Origin of the sequence: Phocaeicola sp. RTP21359st1_B8_RTP21360_211022 (genome assembly GCF_040911965.1) — a bacterium.
GTDB classification, from domain to species: Bacteria; Bacteroidota; Bacteroidia; order Bacteroidales; family Bacteroidaceae; genus Phocaeicola; species Phocaeicola vulgatus.
Genome location: NZ_JBDFXP010000035.1, coordinates 24,703 through 46,582, shown reverse-complemented (window position 1 = coordinate 46,582; position 21,880 = coordinate 24,703). Strand labels below are relative to the sequence as shown.

Annotated in this window: 17 protein-coding genes and 4 pseudogenes; 16 read left to right on the top strand and 5 right to left on the bottom strand. The window is 44.1% G+C overall.

Features of this window, described 5'->3' with window-relative positions:
- Positions 1–137 precede the first annotated feature (137 nt).
- The 4 genes and pseudogenes from AB5062_RS16605 to AB5062_RS16590 form a co-directional block, all read right to left on the bottom strand.
- On the bottom strand, positions 138–1,004 hold the full coding sequence (locus AB5062_RS16605) for an Abi family protein (protein WP_016662435.1): 867 nt from the start codon (positions 1,002–1,004) through the stop codon (positions 138–140).
- A 234-nt stretch (positions 1,005–1,238) separates the two neighbouring features.
- Positions 1,239–2,705: a hypothetical protein gene (locus AB5062_RS16600; protein WP_005835689.1), complete on the bottom strand. Its 1,467-nt coding sequence runs from the start codon at positions 2,703–2,705 to the stop codon at positions 1,239–1,241.
- A gap of 287 nt (positions 2,706–2,992) precedes the next feature.
- Complete coding sequence (locus AB5062_RS16595; RefSeq protein WP_016662433.1) at positions 2,993–4,114, bottom strand: DUF6371 domain-containing protein; 1,122 nt, start codon at positions 4,112–4,114, stop codon at positions 2,993–2,995.
- Positions 4,111–4,950: pseudogene (locus tag AB5062_RS16590) on the bottom strand (helicase); the annotation flags it as partial. The pseudogene AB5062_RS16590 and the gene AB5062_RS16595, both read right to left, overlap by 4 nt.
- 103 nt (positions 4,951–5,053) lie before the next feature.
- Here AB5062_RS16590 and AB5062_RS16585 point away from each other — a divergent pair.
- From AB5062_RS16585 to AB5062_RS16570, 4 genes are all read left to right on the top strand, one after another.
- The gene (locus AB5062_RS16585) at positions 5,054–5,611 is read left to right on the top strand and encodes a PPC domain-containing DNA-binding protein (RefSeq protein ID WP_005641953.1); all 558 of its coding nucleotides are present in this window, start codon (positions 5,054–5,056) and stop codon (positions 5,609–5,611) included.
- 126 nt (positions 5,612–5,737) lie between these two features.
- Entirely contained in the window at positions 5,738–6,910 is a 1,173-nt protein-coding gene (locus tag AB5062_RS16580; RefSeq protein WP_004295292.1) for an aldo/keto reductase, read from the top strand.
- A gap of 7 nt (positions 6,911–6,917) precedes the next feature.
- A complete protein-coding gene (locus AB5062_RS16575) occupies positions 6,918–7,949 on the top strand; it encodes an alpha/beta fold hydrolase (protein WP_005835680.1) in 1,032 nt (343 codons plus the stop codon).
- Positions 7,950–7,991: 42 nt separating this feature from the next.
- Positions 7,992–8,531, top strand: a complete 540-nt coding sequence (locus tag AB5062_RS16570) for a flavodoxin (RefSeq protein ID WP_004295290.1) — start codon at positions 7,992–7,994, stop codon at positions 8,529–8,531.
- An 88-nt stretch (positions 8,532–8,619) separates the two neighbouring features.
- Here the strand turns inward: AB5062_RS16570 and AB5062_RS16565 are convergent.
- Positions 8,620–9,622: pseudogene (locus AB5062_RS16565) on the bottom strand (phage integrase SAM-like domain-containing protein); the annotation flags it as partial.
- A 1,378-nt stretch (positions 9,623–11,000) separates the two neighbouring features.
- Here AB5062_RS16565 and AB5062_RS16560 point away from each other — a divergent pair.
- The 12 genes and pseudogenes from AB5062_RS16560 to glgP all read left to right on the top strand — a co-directional run bounded on the left by AB5062_RS16560 (position 11,001) and on the right by glgP (position 21,874).
- The gene (locus tag AB5062_RS16560; protein ID WP_004295287.1) at positions 11,001–11,210 is read left to right on the top strand and encodes a hypothetical protein; all 210 of its coding nucleotides are present in this window, start codon (positions 11,001–11,003) and stop codon (positions 11,208–11,210) included.
- Between the two features lie 185 nt (positions 11,211–11,395).
- Positions 11,396–11,824 (top strand): annotated as a pseudogene (locus AB5062_RS16555) (ferritin-like domain-containing protein).
- Between the two features lie 102 nt (positions 11,825–11,926).
- The gene (locus AB5062_RS16550) at positions 11,927–12,574 is read left to right on the top strand and encodes a MarC family protein (protein ID WP_005835670.1); all 648 of its coding nucleotides are present in this window, start codon (positions 11,927–11,929) and stop codon (positions 12,572–12,574) included.
- Between the two features lie 50 nt (positions 12,575–12,624).
- Positions 12,625–13,107, top strand: coding sequence for a ferritin (locus tag AB5062_RS16545; protein WP_004295284.1), 483 nt, complete (start codon positions 12,625–12,627; stop codon positions 13,105–13,107).
- A 28-nt stretch (positions 13,108–13,135) separates the two neighbouring features.
- Complete coding sequence (locus AB5062_RS16540) at positions 13,136–14,185, top strand: class I fructose-bisphosphate aldolase (protein WP_004295283.1); 1,050 nt, start codon at positions 13,136–13,138, stop codon at positions 14,183–14,185.
- 13 nt (positions 14,186–14,198) lie between these two features.
- Positions 14,199–14,948 (top strand): 2,3-diphosphoglycerate-dependent phosphoglycerate mutase, encoded by a 750-nt coding sequence (gpmA, locus tag AB5062_RS16535; protein WP_004295282.1) that lies wholly within the window; start codon positions 14,199–14,201, stop codon positions 14,946–14,948.
- A gap of 67 nt (positions 14,949–15,015) precedes the next feature.
- Positions 15,016–15,444, top strand: coding sequence for an Hsp20/alpha crystallin family protein (locus AB5062_RS16530; RefSeq protein WP_004295281.1), 429 nt, complete (start codon positions 15,016–15,018; stop codon positions 15,442–15,444).
- An 85-nt stretch (positions 15,445–15,529) separates the two neighbouring features.
- The gene (locus AB5062_RS16525) at positions 15,530–15,985 is read left to right on the top strand and encodes an RNA polymerase sigma factor (RefSeq protein WP_005641942.1); all 456 of its coding nucleotides are present in this window, start codon (positions 15,530–15,532) and stop codon (positions 15,983–15,985) included.
- Positions 15,951–16,025 (top strand): annotated as a pseudogene (locus tag AB5062_RS16520) (RNA polymerase sigma factor); the annotation flags it as partial. The gene AB5062_RS16525 and the pseudogene AB5062_RS16520, both read left to right, overlap by 35 nt.
- Before the next feature lie 25 nt (positions 16,026–16,050).
- Positions 16,051–17,034: a 6-phosphofructokinase gene (gene pfkA / locus AB5062_RS16515; RefSeq protein ID WP_004295279.1), complete on the top strand. Its 984-nt coding sequence runs from the start codon at positions 16,051–16,053 to the stop codon at positions 17,032–17,034.
- A 13-nt stretch (positions 17,035–17,047) separates the two neighbouring features.
- Positions 17,048–19,294, top strand: a complete 2,247-nt coding sequence (locus AB5062_RS16510; RefSeq protein WP_005835662.1) for a cation:proton antiporter — start codon at positions 17,048–17,050, stop codon at positions 19,292–19,294.
- 21 nt (positions 19,295–19,315) lie between these two features.
- The gene (gene glgP, locus AB5062_RS16505; protein WP_004295277.1) at positions 19,316–21,874 is read left to right on the top strand and encodes an alpha-glucan family phosphorylase; all 2,559 of its coding nucleotides are present in this window, start codon (positions 19,316–19,318) and stop codon (positions 21,872–21,874) included.
- Positions 21,875–21,880: the final 6 nt, after the last annotated feature.

The window sequence follows — 21,880 nt, the reverse complement described above, 5'->3', positions numbered from 1 at the left end:
TCACGGTAATAAAACGCGACCCGCCAGCAGTTCTTACGAGATGCTGACGGATTCTGTTATTTTTTGTTTGAGTTTTTATGCTCTATAAGAACCTTTTTACAGGTCCATTTACAAACTCACACAGATAGACTCACTGTTTATCTCCAAAGAGGTTCATTCTTCCAGTTGATAGGAATACCAATTTTATGAATAGGTATGACTTGGGAACTTGTCTCAAACAACGCCTTTACTTTTTCTTGGATAGATTTGCTACCACTTACGGCTCTACAGAGATAAACCAATGCACAAGTTACTGCATAGGGCTTTTTCTTCTGCATTTCTGAGAATTCGTTATTCAACCAAAGGTCTCTATGCCCCTTGATATTCGATATTTTCTTGCTGAGTGCTCTGTTCCATAGACGAGAATGGTGTGCTATGATATTTCGCATTAACGAGATTATCTCTATCCAGTTAGAAAACTCTCTCGATGAGTAAAGTCCAAAATCATTTGCAATGGCTGACTTTTGAGGCAATTGATTCTTCAAGTTCTTATACATCTTCGACAGTGTGCCGAAAGTAGCCACCTCAATTATCATCCAAGCATCAGGGTTATCACCCTCAAAACTATCCCCTTGCCAATTGGGATGATTCTCAATGTACTTCTTAGCAAATGGTTCAGTACTTCTTTCAAACTCATATTTCAAGTTAAGCACAAACTCTTGATGTCTGTCGGCATCTTCAAACAATGATGCATCAAGATACCAAAGTCCATTGCCTGCTGCTTTTGACATATGATTGATGATTTTAGCACGAAAAGCTACTTCGATCATTTCTATTGCATCAAACAACACCAATCGTAGGTTATGGTCGAAATTATAGCGTTTCATGACCATATCAAAAGATGTATCAGGCAAGAAATCACCATCTGTAGAGTCATCAATCAGGTCTGTCCAGAAATACTTCAACCGGAAATAACTGATTCGAGCAAGCAAAGCTTTTGCTTCGCCTAAATCTTCAAATTCCATCCCTTTTGCTCTGAGCAATGAGACCTGTTCTTCTATTGTGCGTGGGCGCTGGTTCATAGTAATAAAAAAAGCGACCCGCCAGCAGTTCTACGGGATGCTAACGGGTTCTGTTATCATTGACTCGGCACAAACCGATGATCATCATATTTACGATGCAAAGGTAATGCTTTTTGTCTCTAATAACAAATAATTGCAGAAATATTTTACAAGAATCATGCTTTTTTACCTAAATCCTTACAGTTTTAGAGAATTTCCACGCTTCTGCGCCTGTTCATATCTGCCGATAGCAACATCATCCACTTCGCGAACAGCCTTGCGGTACTCGCTGTTGGATAGGTTCTCTTTTTTGTCTGCCGTGAACACGAGGAAAGTTCCAATAGCTCTGTAATCCTCCTTATTTTTACCAAAGGCTTCCATCACACTCTTGATGGTCTTTGCCTCCTCTCGGCTGAAGATACTACGATATGTATCTTTGGCAAAGTTGATGATTGAATCGACTGCCTTTCTGAAGGTGCCATTACTTTGCATCAGGATTTTTGTGAACATCCCCAGCATCTTGTCTCTCCACGAAATGCGGTCTTTCAAGTTGTTAATTTCATCGTCCTTTTTGAGTGTGGCATTGCGAACGGCACTTTCCATCTGCTGTGCAACTGTTTTCTTGTAGGCTTCAAGTTTGGCGGTTTCAGCCTGCGTCCGTTTGCGTTCTTCGGCTATGGTTTCGTGTGCTTCCGCCAAGTCAAATTTTAAGTCCTCAATGTCGCCTTTCAAGGCTTTGGACTTTCCCGTAGCCCAATCAGCAACTGCTCCGAGCAACTGGTTTCCTTTCTCCTTGTTCAGTTTGGAGCGTTTATCACTGATAGCCTTATCGAGCATTTCACTCTGCTTCTCTTTTTGCAGGGCTTCATCACGTAGGGCTTGTGTTATACTCTCTGCTTCCTGAACCTCCTGCTCGGCACATTTCACTTGATACTCCTTGTATCGCATTACGGCATCCAAATTACGGAGTTCGGATTTCTGTTTTTCAAGGATGAAGTCGTTACGTTCCAGATGTTCCTTGCCTGTCTCGGCTTTCGATTGTCCTCGCTCCATTTCAAGAATCTCGGATGCTGATGTCTGTATTTCCATCATATCGTTATCATTAAGTTTGCAGCTCTTTCCTGTGTCGTGGTTCATCCAATCAAAAACGATATGGGCATGGTAGTTCGGTTTGAACCATCTGTCCCCAATTTTGAAGCTCTCCTTATCGCCTGCATCGGGTTCGCCAGGGAGCCAATGCCCTTCATCCTTGTGTATGAAAATCTGTATCGGAGTGATACCCCAACGCTGTTCGCATATATCACAAAATCTGCGAAGATCATTCAAGGTGGTATCTGCTTTGATAAGCAATACTCCTTCACGGATGGGCGAGCACCCGGCCACCTTGATAATCTTTCCGTTTTTGCCTTTGCGTTCACGTTCCTTTTCCTGCATCGCACGCCCAGTCTTTTCCTTAACCATACGCTTGATGTTGTCATAATGCGTCTGCAAAGCGACATTGCCGAAACTGGGATTTATCCACTGCTCGTTATCGGCAGAGAGTTCGGGTACGATATAGATTTTGGAGTCCCCGATGTTACGCATGTATTCGGGAGTCCTGCGGTTATGAGCCTCGCTTGATGTTATATTGCAAGGCTTGATATGTATACTGCTTTTTGTTGCCATTTTTTTGAATTTGATTTGAGTTATTGACTAACATTTCTTTTATTTGTCCGCTCATAACCGCAAGGGGTTCTTAGGGGTACAACCCATAAGCGGAGATTGCAAAGAGAGGGTCACTCTTTGCTCTGGGTGCTCAGGGGAGAAACGCCCTAAGTGGGTCATTAGGGCAAAGCCTTAATCCCCTCGGGAGAGCCCACAACTACGTAAGCGAAGCGTGTAGTTATAGTGGGCTATATCAAGGGCAAGCCCTTGTCAGTCCGCTACAGCCTACGGCTTCCGCTCTCCTGCTGTCAAGGAGGGCTTTTGTCATCGCTTGCGATGTGACTTGCATCGACCAATACAAGGTCGAGTTCATCAATCAGCTTTTGCAGTACAGGGTTCTTCTCTATCATCTGTTGGAGGATTTTTTCAGCTTCTACCAAGTGGTTGGCAGTGGACATTAACTTGCCTTCCTGTATCTGAAAAATAATCCAGTCGGCTATGTCGATATGGTCTGCTTTCTGCTTGGGAGTAGCGTGTTTTTCCAAGAGGTCAGAAACGATAGCTTTGCAATAGGTCATGCTCTCGGCACGCTGTTTCCACTCGGTATATCCGTCTGCATCGGGAAAGAGAAGTACGGTTCTTCCGCTCAACACACGAAGTTTGTCCTCTTTCATCTGACTCTTGCCACCTGTCGCCAACCATACATAGTTAGGGAAGATAGCAGAGCCGATGATGGCACTCTTCTCGGATTCAACCAATACCACCACCTTGTCGGGATAGAGGCTTAGCAGGTGTTCACCGAAAAGACATTGGGATAGTAGCCATTCTTCTGGCAATACATTCTGCTTTTTCAGTATGTTATGTATCCAGTTGATGGCTACACCTTGTTCCTTGATACGGTGTCCATCTTCGGGATTGTACTGCATTACCTTTCCTGTACGCACCTTTCCGTTCTTGTCTATCTGCCAAAAGATAACAGCACCGTCACGGGTCGCCCCCAAACGATACTCATCCAACAAGCGGTTCAACACCTCCTGAGACTTGCTGCCATAGTAGTTGCCAAGCAATATAGAGAGAAAGCGGAAGAAATTACTCTGCACGCTTTTAGATTTCTCCACATAGTGAATCGGAACATAGCCGATGGGCGTAGGTTTCATTGGCTCGGTCGGAGTGCTCTTGCTCTTCACTTCTTTCATTTGCCCATCAAAAGAAGAAGCATCAAAGGTACGGCATTCGGGATGATCCTGAAAGTATTGCTTGGGAGTGTAATGATACCCGCAGCTGCTTTCGTAGTTGCATCTTCCGACTGACGGATGCAGAGGTGTATTCTCCTCGTCCACATAATAGACAAAGGAACGCTTGTCGCCACAACTTGGACAGGTATGCCGTGTGGCTATACCTTTGTAGCTTTGTAATGAATATCGTTTCATGCCTTGGCCTCCTTTCTCTCGGTATTATCGGGTGTCCCGTCCTGTCCCATCTCCCGTTCCCCTAAGGGCTGGGACGGTGGGACACTTGGGACGATGGCTTTTTCATTCTCTTTGCTTCGGTGGATTACTCGCCCGACAGTTGATTTACCGCAACCTACTTGTGAAGCAATCTCCCTTAACGACTTGCCCATTCGGGAGAGCTCCAATATCTGGCTGTCCCTACGGGTGGATTCATCGTCTCCCAACTGCTTCAGATGTTCCTTTTCCGTGGAGTACCCTCGGTGTACAAATTGCAGAAAGCAATCGACCTTCTCAATCTCATAGATGATGACATTGTCGCCATCGTATGAGTATGTCCCATAGCGCACCTTAAGTTGCTTCACATAGCGTAGACTTCCATCTTGGGCACTTTTGCCAATGGCAAATACACTGTCAAAGAAGTTGTACAGGCGTTTGCTTCCGGCAAGGTCGTTCGAGGTGATGGGACAGTCCAAGGAGCGTTTGGGAGTATGTGCCAGGACGAGGAGGGACAACCCGTATTTCTTCTTGAGATTGTTGAGCTGGATCATCAGCCGTCCTGCCGCATCCCCCTTTTCCATGGCACAGCACAGATAGGTAAGGTTATCAACGATGAATATCCTGCATCCTGTCTGCAGTGCCATCTGCTCGATGCTACCGATGATTGCCTCCTCGAAGTTGGCATCAAGGAGGGAATCACAATCAAGGGATACACGGTACAGCCTTTCGGGGAAGGAATACAGATTGCCGTGCTCGTTGGTATAGCGGAGCTGGAACTGTTTCTCGGACAACTCGAAATCTAGATTATAGAATATGGAAAATAAGAAGGAAGAGCCAACTTTGAACAAGGTAACGTTCGTAAACGGTGTGCAGATTAAAAACAAAAGTGGAAAGCACTGATGTGGGATAATTTTATCTATTATGGTAAGATTAATCAAAACAGAGACAGTCATAAGTGTACTGATGGGGCATTTTATAAAGAAATTATTGTTTATCTTGCTGTTTGTCGGGGTACTGATTGCTCCGGCAAACGCACAAAACGAAAAGAATATGTATTCGTACAAGAAAATTGGCAACAAGTATATTGTCAGCATTAACAATCATACTGAAATTGTGAAAGCCCTGAATGCTTTCTGCAAGGAGAAAGGAATTCTGTCGGGTTCTATCAACGGGATTGGTGCTATCGGAGAGCTGACCCTCCGTTTCTTCAATCCCAAGACAAAAGCATATGATGATAAGACATTCCGGGAGCAAATGGAAATATCCAACCTTACAGGGAATATATCATCTATGAATGAGCAGGTATATCTTCATTTGCATATAACCGTCGGCAGGAGCGACTATTCCGCTTTAGCCGGACATCTACTTTCCGCAATACAGAATGGTGCAGGGGAGTTCGTGGTGGAAGATTATAGCGAGCGGATAAGTCGCACATATAATCCGGATTTAGGACTGAATATATACGATTTTGAAAGATAGTTGCCTATAAATATCGCTTGGAATACAGGATAATACATCATTCAGCTTAGATGATATATATCAAAAAAAGTTTATCAATTCTGTCACGTTAACTTTGCAACAGAAATAATTTAAAGACTATCAAATATGGATAAAGACAAGGATATGAGCCGCCGGAGATTCCTTAAAATGGCGGCATTGACAGGAGCTGCCATGTGTGTCGGGCCTACCTTGAACAAGGTAACGGCAGCAGAACGGGTATGGATGGGGAAACAACAAGTTGCAAACAACATCCCTGCAGGCATGGCGGCGGTGCGCACTCGGCGAACATTGGGACACGGAAATACGGCATTCACTGTTTCTGCAATGGGATATGGCTGTATGGGCTTGAACCATAACCGCAGCCAGTACCCGAGCAGGGAAAAAGAAATCGCCCTGGTGCATGAAGCTGTTGAACGTGGGGTGACCCTTTTCGATACAGCCGAAAGCTACGGCTACCACATCAATGAAAAATTGGTCGGCGAAGCCTTGAAAGGATATACCGACCGGGTATTTGTGTCATCGAAGTTCGGACATAAGTTTGTAAACGGTGTGCAGATTAAAACCGAAGAGGACAGCACTCCGGCCAACATCCGCCGGGTTTGTGAAAACTCGTTGCGCAATCTCGGAGTTGAAACATTGGGCATGTTCTACCAGCACCGCATAGACCCGAACACACCGATTGAAGCGGTGGCTGAAACATGCAGCAAACTCATCAAGGAAGGTAAAATCCTGCATTGGGGCATGTGTGAAGTAAACGTTGATACCATCCGCCGTGCGCACAAGATATGTCCGGTTACGGCAATCCAAAGCGAATATCACTTGATGCACCGCATGGTAGAGACGAACGGAGTGTTGGAGCTGTGCGAGGATTTGGGCATCGGTTTCGTTCCATACAGTCCGCTGAACCGTGGTTTTTTGGGCGGTATGATCAATGAATATACCAAGTTTGATGTTACCAACGACAACCGGCAGACCTTGCCACGCTTCCAGCCCGAAGCCATACGCGCCAACTATCGTATTGTGGAAGTTCTTAACGCTTTCGGCCGTACAAGAGGCATTACCCCGGCACAGATAGCTTTGGCCTGGCTGATGAACAAGAAGCCTTTTATCGTGCCTATTCCGGGCACCACCAAACTCTCTCATCTGGAAGAGAACCTTCGTGCCTGCGACATCCGTTTCACGGCAGAAGAGATAGAAGAACTGGAAACAGCCGTAGCTGCCATTCCTGTGGTGGGTAGCCGCTACGATGCCTTGCAGGAGTCTAAAATCCCAAAATAATCCGTGTATGAAGAAACAGATATTTTACATGACGTTCATCGCTTTACTGTCGGGCTGTAATTGTTACAAAGGGAATATTCTGCAAATAGAGGAACAAGGCAGTTTTGCCGTAGGTGGCACCGTACTGACCGATTCATTGGGACACAAATACCACGGCGACCATGCTTATGTATTTTATCAGAAACCGGTTGATGCACGGAAATATCCACTTGTTTTTGCACATGGTGTCGGCCAGTTTTCCAAAACATGGGAGACCACTCCTGACGGACGCGAAGGGTTTCAGAATATATTTCTTCGCAAAGGTTTCTCCACCTATCTTGTCGACCAGCCTCGCCGGGAAAATGCCGGACGGAGTACGGAAGCTGTCACACTGGAACCGGTATTCGATGAAGAAGAATGGTTCAACCGTTTCCGTGTGGGAATCTATCCTGATTATTTCGAGGGTGTACAGTTCAGTCGCGACCGGGAAGCCTTAAACCAGTACTTCCGGCAGATGACGCCGACCATCGGACCTTTGGACTTCGATGTCTATTCCGATGCCTATGCTGCTCTTTTTGACAAAATCGGTCCGGCCATATTTGTCACTCATTCACAAGGCGGTCCGGTGGGTTGGTTTACTTTGCTCAAAACGAAGAACATCAAAGCCATTGTAGCATACGAACCCGGTGGAAGTGTACCCTTCCCAACCGGTCAAGTTCCCGAAGAAGGCAAAGTCTTGACACGGTCTAAAAAAACAGAAGGAATAGAAGTCCCTATGGCAGTTTTCAAGAGATACATGGAAATTCCCATCATCATTTACTATGGGGATAACCTGCCCGAAACAGACGAACATCCGGAACTTTACGAATGGACACGCCGTCTGCATCTCATGCGCAAGTGGGCCGAAATGCTCAATAAGCTGGGCGGTGACGTGACGGTCATTCATCTGCCCGATGTCGGTCTGCATGGGAATACGCACTTCCCGATGTCGGATTTGAACAATGTGGAAGTAGCTGACCTGCTGTCGAAGTGGCTGTATGAGAAACAGCTGGACAGATAGAAATTAACAGAGGATAACCCCAAAACCTAAATAAAAATAGTTATGAAACTGAAGTGCTTATTGGCAATGCTGCTCTTAACCTTCCTTTCGTGCAGCAACACTCCGGCTGTTGAAGATAAGATAGATTCGTTGCCTCACTCAGAGCCGGGGAAAACATTGATAGTCTATTTCTCATGGAGCGGACATACGCAAACTGTAGCCAACATTATCCATGAACTTATTGGATGCGACATGGTGGAGATTGAACCGGAAGAACCCTATTCTGATGAATATAATGAAGTGGTTGACCGTTTCAAAAATGAAAGAGACAATCATATTCTTCCAGCTCTGCGTACAAAAGTAGAGAATATGGATGATTATGATACATTGATTATCGGTAGTCCTATTTGGGGTGGTCTTCTGTCTTCTCCTGTAAAAAGTTTCCTGTCCGGTTATGATTTGTCCGGGAAAAAGATACTCCCATTCTGTACACATGGAGGAAGCGGAACAGCACAAAGTGTGGATAATATCCGCAAACTATGTCCCCATGCTGAAATATTGCTGTTTATGGCAGTCAAACTGCAAACTCTCGGAATGAAGTGAAAAAATGGCTGTCAGAAGCCGGATTTTCTGTCGAATTAAATTACGCCCGTTTAATAGTTTTAATACTGAAATGAAATATCCTTTGTTATCCGCACTCTTTCATCCCCTTTTTCAGAGATTTGCAGATAGACCAGTAGTTGAGATTAGGGAATATGAGATTGTCTTCCTGACAGGGTCGGTAACGCTCGATAATCTGCAAAGGAGTATCCAACAGTTTCACTTGGAACGGCACTTTTGTCTTGTACCGTTTGGACAATATCCACTTCTCACCATTCACTTCTACGATGTTGCTATTGGTTAGTTCCTTGATGTCCACGAAAGAGAGGGCAGTGAAGCTGGCGAAAACAAAAATGTCACGAATATAGAACAGTTGGACATCCCCAACTCGTGCGTCATCAACGTTTTCAGTTCATCTTCCGTCAGGAACTCACGTTCCGTCACATTAGGGCTGATGTGGAATTGGGCAAACGTTTTTTTCGGTATTAGTCCGTTAAAGTGCACACACATGACAACGCCTTTCAGCCACATGCATTTTTCCCATATCGTCCCGTTGTGAAGTCCCGCTTTCGTTGATAGGTAGGCTGCAAACCCCTTGATGAAGTCGGGCTTAATCTCCAGCATGAACATATCCGTCCGTCTGTAAAAAGACTTGATGAACGCTGCCACATGGTTTCTTGCCACCACCCGTGAACGGTGGTTGCCATTACCCTGTCTTTTCCGACACGCTTCTTGAATACTTCGTTCTCACGTCCGGACGCTTTGAGCAGTGTCTCATACTCACTGCCGATACCCTGATAAGCATTGCTCACCATTTCAGCCGTCACGAACGCTTCACGGTCGAATATACGCAGGTAGTGCTTGATGATTTGAGCCTTGATGTTGTCAAGGGCAAGGTTGATATCACGTACTTCCGCACTCTTGCCTTTCGCCCTGTTCCCTTTCACGTCCCAAAGCGTTTTCGGGATACTCTACTTATAGCTGAACTGCGTCACAATCCCGTTAATCGTTACCCGTCCTATGATGCGGACAATATCGTTTTTCTCCTTGTTGCCGTTCACGTAGAACAGCACTTTGAATGTACTTCTTGCCATACTCGTTTTTTAAGTTTAAAATTAAGTATCAATGAGTTATGCCTTGTAAACCAACCGAAGCCATACGGAGAAAAATTCAGCACGGAGTATCAAAAACCACCTTTCACGGGGTAATGATTTAGCAACCTTTCTACTTCATAAATTTACTTTTTTTTGCGTTACCTCGTTTTATGCCTTTGTCCTCATTTGTCCTCACAAACGCTTTATTCATAGCCGTTTTAAAAACATTTCCGCCTTTCTATTCCTCTTTTCCACAGATTTTTAGTAAATTTATATCCGTCTAATTTTTAAGGTCCTATGTTCAGACTCAATCTAACCAAACATTGCATAAAGTGGTACTGTTTCATCCAAATGCAACTGATGGACACGTTCGTACATTATTTTGTGCTTGTATCGTTATATCTATTGCAGCTATTATCTGTAGTTCATTTGTATCCATGGCCCATTACAGACAGGCGTTATTCAGTATGACTTATTTTTCCTCCCTGGTGTTTTTTGTGGAGTATGCATTGCGCATTTGCGGCACCGGTCAAATATCCGGATAGAGACATAAACCGTACACGATGGAAATATATTTTTTCATTCTATGGTTTGTGGACTCCGTGACCATTCTCCCTTATATGTTAACCTATATGTATTGGGATACGAATATTGTCCATGTCATTATCCTCCTTTACATTTTTATTATTGTCAAATAGATAAGATACTTACGGAAGAGTGGGTTATGACCTATATACCTGCGGTATCATGGTCTGTTTTTCTGCTATTCTGCTATACTATATAGAGCTTAATGTACAGCTTGAGGATTTCAAAACATTCGTGACGGGCTTTGGTGGGCAGTAATTCTAAGACTTTAAATAAAGAAAAATTAAGCCACCCCTTAAAAAAAAGAGATATTTCCTTTCAAAGAATTCATTTCTTTTATTACATTTGTATTAGTCTTTTGAAAATAGAAGATTTATAGTAAAGCGTTAAGGCATTATCCAAGTTCAGGAAATCCCCAATTTCGAAACAACAATTGGATAATACATTGGACGCTCCACGTTCTATCTATATAGATTTTTGTTATATATAGACGTGGGGCTTTGTGTATTATATGTTGTTGAGTATGGGGATACTTCTGAACGGTAATACCAAAGTTCCCACGCTTAACTTTATATAAACACAACTCCAGGGAACAGGGTTGGCTTATAATAAACATTATGAAAGCAACTTGTTTTAAAAGCGAGACAACTGTCTCCAACGACTTTCCCCCTTTGTTTGTTACTGTCTTTTGTGGAATATTCTATCCTTTCATTTCCATTCCTGTCTCTTTCGGAACATACCGTTCATTATCATACAAATTACATGCCAAAGCACTTTTCTGCCTTCTCCTGCTATGGTACTAGATAATAGTAACTCCCCCTATCACATAGAGGAAGAACTTTGGTTACAGATACTTTCTCTGTCAAGAGAGTTGCAGGAGTGTAAAGCTAGTCTGCACCATAATACTTTGGACTGTATTTCCGATAAGATTGAAGGAATAGAAAGAGAACTGGATGTCTTATTGGATATTCTGCAAGGGAGGCAAGACAAAAAGACATCATAGTGCTATTTTTTATGACAATTTGTCTACGCCGATAAGTTATCCTATTATTTAAGCCTCGTTTAAGAATTCCGTTTTATGGGTTACCCACAATCGAATGGAATTTTTATATACTGAGAATAACACATGATATTAGTAATGGATTTTCAATATTCAGAGTGATAATGGATAAACGAATAGAAAACGCCATGAATGAGTTGATCAATACAGAAATATGGTCAACCGGTTTATACCTGTCATTGCAGGTTTATTTTGAAGATGAACGGCTTCCAATACTTAGCTCCTAGCTGAACTCCCAAGCACAGGACAATATGAACAAGGTTTATCAGATGATGAATCGGATATGCCATGATGGAGGATGTGTTGTAATCAATGAAATGAAACGGGATACACATGAATGGACAACGCCATTGAATGCCTTGAATGAATTGCTTGAACATGAGCAGTACATATCACGTCAGGTAAACACATTTCTCATATTATGCTGGAATGTAAGCATGTCCTTCCATTCTTTCATCAGCGGGCTGTATGCAGACCGTATATATGTAAGTACGGCATTTATGGAATTGTTACGTATCCTCGCCAAGGAAAACGAACGGAAACTACCTTATTTTTGACGGTATGGATTTAAGATTGATGTTATGCAAAATTTAATATTGCAGAATGCTATCTGGTATGTTTTTTGCGATATAATAATCGATAATAAACTATATGTCATCATGGATATATTTGTATATTTAACATTGTGTTTCACTTCGCTATTCACCTTGATGGACCCTCTTGGAGTGATGCCGGTATTCCTGCAAATGACTGATGGAATGGATACGAAAGAACGCAGATATATCGCCTTGAAAGCATGTACCATTGCATTTATCATATTAGTCCTTTTTACATTATCGGGCAGGTTTCTGTTTCATTTTTTCGGCATCTCAACAAACGGATTCCGGATTGTGGGAGGTATCATCATCTTTAAAATCGGATATGATATGTTGCAGGCACATTTTACCCATGTGAAACTGAATGAAACTGAACGAAAAGAATATTCCAAAGATATAACCATCACACCTCTTGCCATTCCGATGTTATGCGGTCCGGGAGCGATTTCCAGTGGAATAACATTGATGGAAGATGCTTCGGAATATACTTTCAAAATAGTATTGCTTGGCGTAATCGCTTTGGTCTGCATTCTTTCCTTCTTTATTCTGTGCGCGTCCACCCAGCTTTTAAAAATCTTGGGAGAGACGGGAAACAATGTGATGATGAGACTGATGGGACTTATTCTAATAGTGATCGCCGTGGAATGTTTTATCAGCGGGATACGTCCGGTATTAATTGAAATCTTGAAACAAGCCCATGCTTGTTCTTAAAGAAGAGAGATAATTTGGATTTATTATTAACATTAAAAGTTTGATTCATCATGACTGAAAAATTGCAAAATGCTCTGAATGAGCAAATCACAGCAGAATTATGGTCTGCCAACCTGTATTTATCAATGTCTTTTTATCTGGAAAGAGAGGGCTTTTCCGGAATGGCTCGCTGGATGCAGAAACAGTCTGCAGAAGAGACCGGGCATGCATATGCCATTGCCGGGTACATGATTAAGCGTGAGGCAACCCCGAAAGTAGACAAGGTCGATGTGGTTCCACAAGGTTGGGGTAACCCTGTTGAAGTATTCGAGCATGCTTTGGAGCATGAAAAACATGTTTCCAAACTGATTGATGAGTTGGTACAGGTAGCATCCGAAGAGAAAGACAATGCCACTCAGGACTTCTTGTGGCAATTTGTTCGTGAGCAAGTAGAAGATGAAGCGAATGTACTCAATATTGTTAGTCATCTGAGGAAAGCCGGAGACTGTGCTATCCTTTTTATGGATGCAAAACTGGGTGAACGGGAGTCATAAACCAGAATAATCAATAAAAATAAATAAAATGAAAATAGTAGATTTATTGGGAGGAAAGGCTGAGTACTACCTGAACCATACATGTAAGACGATAGACAAACAACTTATCCATATTCCGGGACCGGATATGATAGATAAGGTATGGATGAATTCCGACAGGAATATCCGTACATTGGAAAGTTTGCAGGCTTTATACGGACATGGACGTCTGGCCAATACGGGCTATGTATCCATTCTGCCTGTAGACCAGGGCATAGAACATTCTGCAGGAGCGTCTTTCGCCCCCAATCCGCTTTATTTCGATCCCGAAAACATCATAAAGCTGGCCATTGAAGGAGGGTGTAATGCCGTGGCATCCACATTCGGTGTGTTGGGCGCCGTGGCACGCAAATATGCACACAAGATACCTTTTATCGTCAAGCTGAACCATAATGAGTTGCTGACTTATCCGAACAGCTACGACCAGGTAATGTTCGGTACGGTGAAAGAGGCATGGAACATGGGAGCCGTAGCTGTCGGTGCTACCATTTATTTCGGTTCGGAACAAAGCCGCCGCCAGATAGTGGAAGTGTCACAGGCTTTTGAATATGCCCACGAACTGGGAATGGCTACTATTCTGTGGTGCTATTTGAGAAACAGCAGCTTCAAAAAGGATGGTACCGACTATCATGCCGCTGCCGACTTGACAGGACAAGCCAACCATATCGGGGTTACCATTAAAGCCGATATCGTGAAGCAGAAGCTCCCATCCAATAACGGCGGTTTCAAGGCTATCGGATTCGGAAAGACAAACGAGTGTATGTATTCGGAACTGACCACTGACCATCCGATAGACCTTTGCCGTTATCAGGTGGCGAATGGCTATATGGGACGTGTCGGATTGATTAACTCGGGCGGTGAATCCCATGGGGAATCCGACCTGCATGATGCTGTCGTAACGGCAGTAGTAAATAAGCGTGCAGGTGGTATGGGGCTGATCAGCGGTCGTAAGGCTTTCCAGAAACCGATGAAAGACGGAATTCAACTTCTGAACACCATTCAGGACGTATATCTGGATTCTTCAATAACCATTGCATAAAGAAGAAGTATCCATGAAAAGAATAGTGTTATTACGTCATGGCGAAAGTCTATGGAACAAAGAAAACCGTTTTACTGGATGGACGGACGTGGATTTAAGCGAGAAAGGAGTTGAAGAAGCCTGCAAGGCAGGCGATGCATTACGGGAGGCTGGATTTTCTTTTGAGGCAGCTTACACTTCTTACTTGAAACGTGCCGTAAAAACGTTGAACTGTGTCTTGGACCGGCTGGATAAAGACTGGATTCCGGTTGAAAAGACCTGGCGGCTGAACGAGAAGCATTACGGCATGCTTCAGGGACTGAATAAGAGTGAAACAGCGGTCCAATATGGTGAAGAACAAGTACACATCTGGCGAAGAAGCTATGACGTGGCTCCCGCTCCGGTAGGCAAAGATGATCCCCGTAATCCGGGCATGGATATCCGCTATGCCGGTGTACCAGATAGCGAACTTCCCCGTACGGAATCCCTGAAAGATACTATTGGGCGTGTCATGCCTTACTGGAAATGCATCATCTTTCCCGCATTGATGTATAAGGACAGCCTGCTGGTAGTCGCCCATGGTAACAGCCTGCGCGGAATCATCAAGCATCTCAAAGGAATTTCCGATACGGATATTTCCAACCTGAACCTGCCTACGGCAGTTCCTTATGTCTTTGAATTTGACGACAGGCTGGTTCTTGTCAAGGACTACTACCTTGGAAACCCGGAAGAGATACGGAAACGGGCAGAAGCTGTGGCCAAACAAGGGATGGCTAAAAAATAAAAATCTGTCTATCAAGCAGATGCTTTTTTTTAAGTTTTAATTATTAACTTTTAAAGAGGAGGTAAAAATGGTACCTGTAAAAACAAACCAGAATTGGTTACCGAGTATTTTTAACGATTTCTTTGACAATGAATGGATGGCAAGAGCAAACGCTACGGCTCCAGCCATCAATGTGATTGAGAATGAAAAGGACTACAAGGTAGAACTGGCAGCTCCGGGAATGACCAAGAATGATTTTAAGGTAAGTGTGGATGAAAGCAACAATCTGGTAATCTGCATGGAAAAAAAGGACGAGAAAAAGGAGGAGAAGAAAGACGGAAAATACTTGCGCCGTGAATTCTCCTATTCCCGATTCCAGCAGAGTATCCTGCTGCCGGATAATGTGGAAAAAGATAAAATTTCGGCCAAAGTGGAACACGGGGTCCTGTTTATCGATATTCCCAAAGTCGTAGATAAGAAGGTTCAGGAAACCACCAAAACTATTGATGTCAAATAAGATATCTTGATGAGACTCTACAGAAGGCATTTCTTATTATCAGGGAATGCCTTCACCCGGATATTTGAATTCCAAAATAAATATAATGAGAGGATTTGATTTCGATAAAGCGCTGGTAGCCCTTCAGAATGAACTGCATTGTTTTGCATATAAACTGACTGCTGACAAGGATGAAGCAGAAAACTTGTTGCAGGAAACAATGTTGAGGACGTTGGATAATAAGGATAAGTTTGATTCCGGTACGAATTTTAAAGGCTGGATGTATACCATCATGCGCAATGCATTTATCAATAATTGCCGGACAAAGAAAATACGAGGGAATTTATATGTATTATCAGAACCTGAATATCATTTCCTGTTAAGGGACGACTCTTTCATTTTCGTGGATAACGGGCATGATGCAAAAGAGATAAGGGAAGCCCTTAAAACATTGCCTAAAGCACATTATGTCGTTTTTATGTTGTACCGGAGTCAAATATCGGGAAATAGCCGCAAAGATAGGAGTGTCACTGAGTACGATAAAAAGCCGTATCTTTTATAGCAGAAAAAGGCTAAAACAGTTGCTTTCTAATTTTGCCTGATTAATTAAAATATAAAAAACAAATTATGGATAACAAGTATATTGGAATTCTGACTTCCGGAGGGGATGCTTCAGGAATGAACGCGGCTATCCGTGCCGTGACCCGCGCCGCCATTTTTAACGGATTTAAAGTGAAAGGAATTTATAGAGGTTACGAGGGGCTGATTGCCGGTGAAGTGAAAGAACTCACGACGGAAGATGTAAGTAGCATTATCCAGAGGGGAGGCACCATACTGAAAACAGCTCGCTCCGAGACTTTCACCACTCCCGAAGGACGCAAGAAAGCTTATAAGGTCATACAGAAAGAGAACATCAATGCTTTGATAATTATCGGTGGAGACGGTTCCCTGACGGGAGCCCGTATCTTTGCGGAGGAGTATGATGTGACGTGCATAGGATTGCCCGGCACCATTGACAATGACCTATATGGTACCGATTTTACCATAGGATATGATACGGCATTGAACACCATTGTGGAATGCGTGGATAAAATCAGGGACACGGCAACCTCCCATGACCGTATCTTCTTTGTCGAAGTGATGGGGCGTGATGCGGGCTTCCTGGCACAAAACAGCGCAATAGCTTCCGGTGCTGAAGCGGCCATCATCCCGGAGGACAGGACGGACGTGGACCAGTTGGAAACATTCATCGGGCGCGGATTCAGAAAGACGAAAAACAGCAGCATCGTAATTGTGACCGAAAGTCCTGAAAACAAGAATGGAGGTGCCATATATTACGCCGACCGGGTAAAGAAGGAATATCCCGGGTATGATGTCAGGGTTTCTATCCTGGGCCATCTGCAACGGGGTGGTGCTCCGAGTGCCAATGACCGTATACTGGCAAGCCGGCTGGGTGAAGCCGCAATCCAGGCCTTAATGGAAGGCCAGCGAAATGTTATGATAGGCATACGGAACAACGAGATTGTTTATGTTCCTTTTGTCCAGGCAATCAAAAAGGACAAGCCTATTGACAAAAGCCTGATCCGGGTCCTTAACGAATTATCGATCTAAAATAACCGTTAATATGTCAGAAGTTGCTCCTTTAATATCGGATCTTGCCATAATTCTGATTATTGCCGGTATTGTAACCGTCATTTTCAAGTGGCTGAAGCAACCGGTCATATTGGGCTACATTGTAGCCGGTATTATGGCGGGTCCTTCCGTTTCTCTGGTCCCGACTGTTTCCGATCCTGCCAATATCAAAATATGGGCGGACATCGGTGTCATTTTTCTGCTGTTCGCGATGGGACTGGACTTTTCGTTCAAGAAATTGATAAATGTGGGCATTACGGCTATCGTTGCCACTGTCACTATTGTATGTGGCATGATGTTCATAGGTTATACAGCGGGGAATGCAATGGGGTTCTCCCACATGAGCAGTATTTTTCTGGGTGGAATGTTGTCCATGTCGTCCACGGCCATCGTATTCAAGGCCTTCAATGACATGGGACTTCTCCAACAGAAATTCACTGGCATTGTCTTGGGGATTCTTGTTATCGAAGATCTGGTGGCTGTAGTGATGATGGTTGTTCTTTCCACGTTGGCGGTAGGCAAACATTTTGAAGGGAAGGAGATGCTGGAAAGTATATTGAAGCTGGCCGCTTTCCTGATTTTCTGGTCGGCATTGGGTATCTATCTGATACCTACCCTGCTGAAGAAGATACGCCGTTTCACCAGCAACGAGATTTTATTGATAACCTCTCTGGGACTTTGCCTGGGAATGGTGATGATTGCGACAAAAGCGGGATTTTCTGCCGCATTGGGAGCCTTTGTCATGGGGTCCCTGCTGGCAGAGACCGTTGAAGCGGAAAAAATCGTACATATCGTACAGCCGGTAAAAGACCTGTTCGCTTCCATATTTTTCGTGTCGGTAGGAATGATGATCGATCCTGCCATGATGTGGGAATATGCCGTCCCTATTCTCATCCTGACATTGCTGGTACTGTCCGGTCAGGTACTGTTCGGGAGCTTTGGTGTCTTGCTTTCCGGCCAGCCGTTGAAAATTGCCATACAGTCCGGCTTTTCACTGACACAGGTCGGTGAATTCGCATTCATCATCGCATCTTTAGGCGTCAGTCTGAATGTTACGGACAAGTATCTCTATCCGGTCATAGTGGCAGTATCTGTCATAACGACTTTTCTTACCCCCTATATGATACGGCTTTCGGAACCAGCATACCGGTTTATAGACATCCACATGCCTGAATCCCTGAAAGATTATCTCGTACACTATACGTCCGGGGCAATGACTGTAAAACACCAGGGTACTTGGCATAAACTGATCCGGTCTATGCTGGTGTCTGTCACACTCTATCTGGTCGTATGCGTTTTTTTCATCACTTTATATTTTTCCTATGTGCATCCTTTGATTAGGAAAAGTCTGCCGGGAATGGAAGGGAACTTGTTGGGCTTCATCATCATCTTTCTTGTCATATCCCCGTTTCTATGGGCCATCATCATGAAAAGGAACAATTCAACCGAGTTCCGTAAACTCTGGACGGACAACAAGTTCAACAGAGGGCCTTTGGTATCAATAGTACTTGTCAAAATACTGATCTGCACGATTATCATGATGAGTATCATTACCCATCTTTTCAATGTTGCCTTGGGAGCCGGGTTGGTAGTCTCTTCCATTATCATTGCCGTCATTTATTTTTCCAAGCGGATCAAGAAACGGTCGCTGACTATAGAGAGACAATTTATGGCAAACTTTCAGGGGACGGACGGGAATGGACTTTCTACAGAAAGTGATACAGGCTCCACCTTTGGCAGCAATATCCCGTTCAAGGAATTACATTTGGCGGATTTCACAGTATCCCCTGATTCCATATATGTGGGCAGAACATTAAAAGAAAGCAGCTTGCGCACCTTGTTTCAGATAAATGTGATTTCAATCACCCGTGGAGAAAAACGCCTAGATATACCACAAGGGGAAGAACATCTCTATCCATATGACAAGGTTACGGTCGTAGGTACGGACCGACAGTTGGAAAGCTTCCGGACATCCATGGAGCAAAAGAAGGTAGAAAGGAACGGGAACGGAACATCCTCGCAGGATGAGATGGAAATAGGGCAATTTCCTGTCGAAGGAGGTTCACCATTGATCGGAAAGACGATCCGGGAGGCAGACATATCGGATAGCATCATTATCGGAATAGAGAGGAGTACCGTGAATATTATGAATCCAGACCCTGATACAATTTTCAAGGAGAATGATACGGTATGGATTGTCGGTAAACGAAAAATAATAAAAGGACTGAATAAAGATTAGGACTTATTTAATTAAAATGTCATGGAATATTCAAGTTATAATGTAAATACCCCTCAGTGGAGGGAGATTACAGTAGGTTCACATCTTCCTGCAGAACTGCGAAAACTTGCAGAAATCGCACATAATCTCTGGTGGACATGGAATGATGACGCAAAGAAACTGTATTGTGATTTGGATTCGGAACTTTGGAAAGAGGTGGAACAGAATCCGGTATTGTTTCTGGAGCGGATAAATTATGAGAAGCTTGTAGCGCTGGCACATGATGAGAACTTTGTCTATAAAATGGATGCCGTCTATTCCGCCTTCAAAAAATACGTAGATGTGGAACCGGATCACCAGCGCCCGTCAATAGCTTATTTCAGCATGGAATACGGCTTGGATGAAGTCCTTAAGATATATTCCGGCGGTTTGGGAATGTTGGCGGGGGATTACCTGAAAGAGGCGTCGGACAGCAATGTGGACCTTTGTGCCATAGGACTTTTGTACCGTTACGGTTATTTTGACCAGTCGCTTTCCATGGACGGCCAGCAGACAGTCAATTATAAAGCGCAGAATTTCGGGCAGCTCCCGATTGAAAAGGTAATGCAACCGGATGGGAAACAACTGGTAATCCACGTCCCCTATGCCGACAGTTTTGTGGTACATGCCAATGTCTGGAAAGCCAGTGTGGGGCGTATTCCCCTTTATCTGCTGGATACGGACAATGAACTCAACAGCGAGTTTGACCGCCCTATCACTCACCATCTGTATGGAGGCGACTGGGAGAATCGGCTAAAACAGGAAATACTGCTTGGCATAGGCGGGATGATAACGCTGAGAGCTTTAGGTATAACGAAAGATGTATATCACTGTAATGAGGGGCATGCCGCACTGATCAATATCCAGCGGCTTTGTGATTACATAAATGGCGGCTTGAATTTCGGGCAGGCCATGGAGCTGGTACGTGCTTCCTCACTTTATACCGTACATACTCCCGTACCCGCTGGTCATGATTATTTTGACGAAGGGCTTTTCAATAAATATATGAAGGGATATCCTGGCAAGTTGGGTATAACCTGGGATAACCTGATGGATCTCGGGCGTCACAATCCGGGAGACAAGGAGGAACGTTTCTGCATGTCTGTCTTCGCCTGCAAGACCTGCCAGGAGGTAAACGGTGTCAGCAAGTTGCATAAATCGGTATCCCAGCAAATGTTTGCGCCGATCTGGAAGGGATACTTCCCGGAAGAGAACCATGTGGGTTATGTAACCAACGGGGTACATCTGCCTACCTGGTGTGCGGCAGAATGGAAAAAGCTTTTCAAGGACAATTTTGATGAGAATTTTTTCTGCGACCAGTCCAATCAGAAAATCTGGGAGGCCGTCTATGGCATCCCGGATGAAGAGATATGGAATACCCGGTTAAAACAGAAAGCAAAATTGCTGGACTATATCAAAAGCAAATGCAGCAAGGACTGGCTCAGGAGTCAGATTGATCCGGCATTGAGCGTTTCCATTTTTGAGAGATTCAATCCCGATGCTCTTCTAATAGGCTTCGGACGCCGTTTTGCTACATATAAGAGGGCTCATCTTCTGTTCACGGATATAGACCGACTTGCCAGGATTGTGAATAATCCGAAATATCCGGTACAGTTCATCTTTGCAGGCAAAGCCCATCCCAATGACGGTGCCGGGCAGGGGCTGATCAAGCAAATCGTGGAAATATCCCGGCGTCCGGAATTTTTAGGTAAAATCATATTCTTGGAGAATTACGACATGGACCTGGCACGCCATCTTATCTCGGGGGTGGATATTTGGATGAACACCCCTACGCGGTTGGCAGAAGCTTCGGGTACGTCGGGCGAGAAGGCATTGATGAACGGTGTGCTTAATTTCTCCGTGCTGGACGGTTGGTGGTATGAAGGATACCGTAAGGATGCTGGATGGGCACTGACTGATAAAAGGACTTATCAGAATGAACAGTACCAAAACCAGCTGGATGCCGAAGCCATCTATTATTTGTTGGAGCATGACATCCTGCCACTGTATTACGAGCATGGGGGGAAGAACTATTCGGAAGACTGGGTCAAGTATATCAAGAACTCAATCGCACAAATCGCTCCCCATTTTACCATGAAAAGACAGTTGGACGACTACTATGACAGGTTCTATAACAAACTGTCAGAGCATTTCCACATTCTGGCAGCCGACAACTTTGCGAAGGCGAAAATGATGGCTGACTGGAAAGCAAACGTCCGAAGCAGATGGGATGCCATAGAAATCAAATCCATAGAGGCAGGGAATGGGCTGAATGCCACGGTTGAAGCCGGAAAGGAATATGAGGTGACGGTTGTCGTTGATGAGAAAGGCCTGGATGACGCAATCGGAATAGAATCGGTCATTATCAGGCGTGAAGACGGTCAGGATCACATATATGAGGTTATTCCCCTTTTGCCGGTTTCCAAGAATGGGAATTTATATACCTTTAAGGCGACATCCGGCATTTTCAACGCTGGAAGCTTCAAGCAGGCCTTCCGTATGTATCCCAAGAATGCTTTGTTACCTCACCGACAAGATTTCTGTTATGTACGATGGTTTTAATGAACA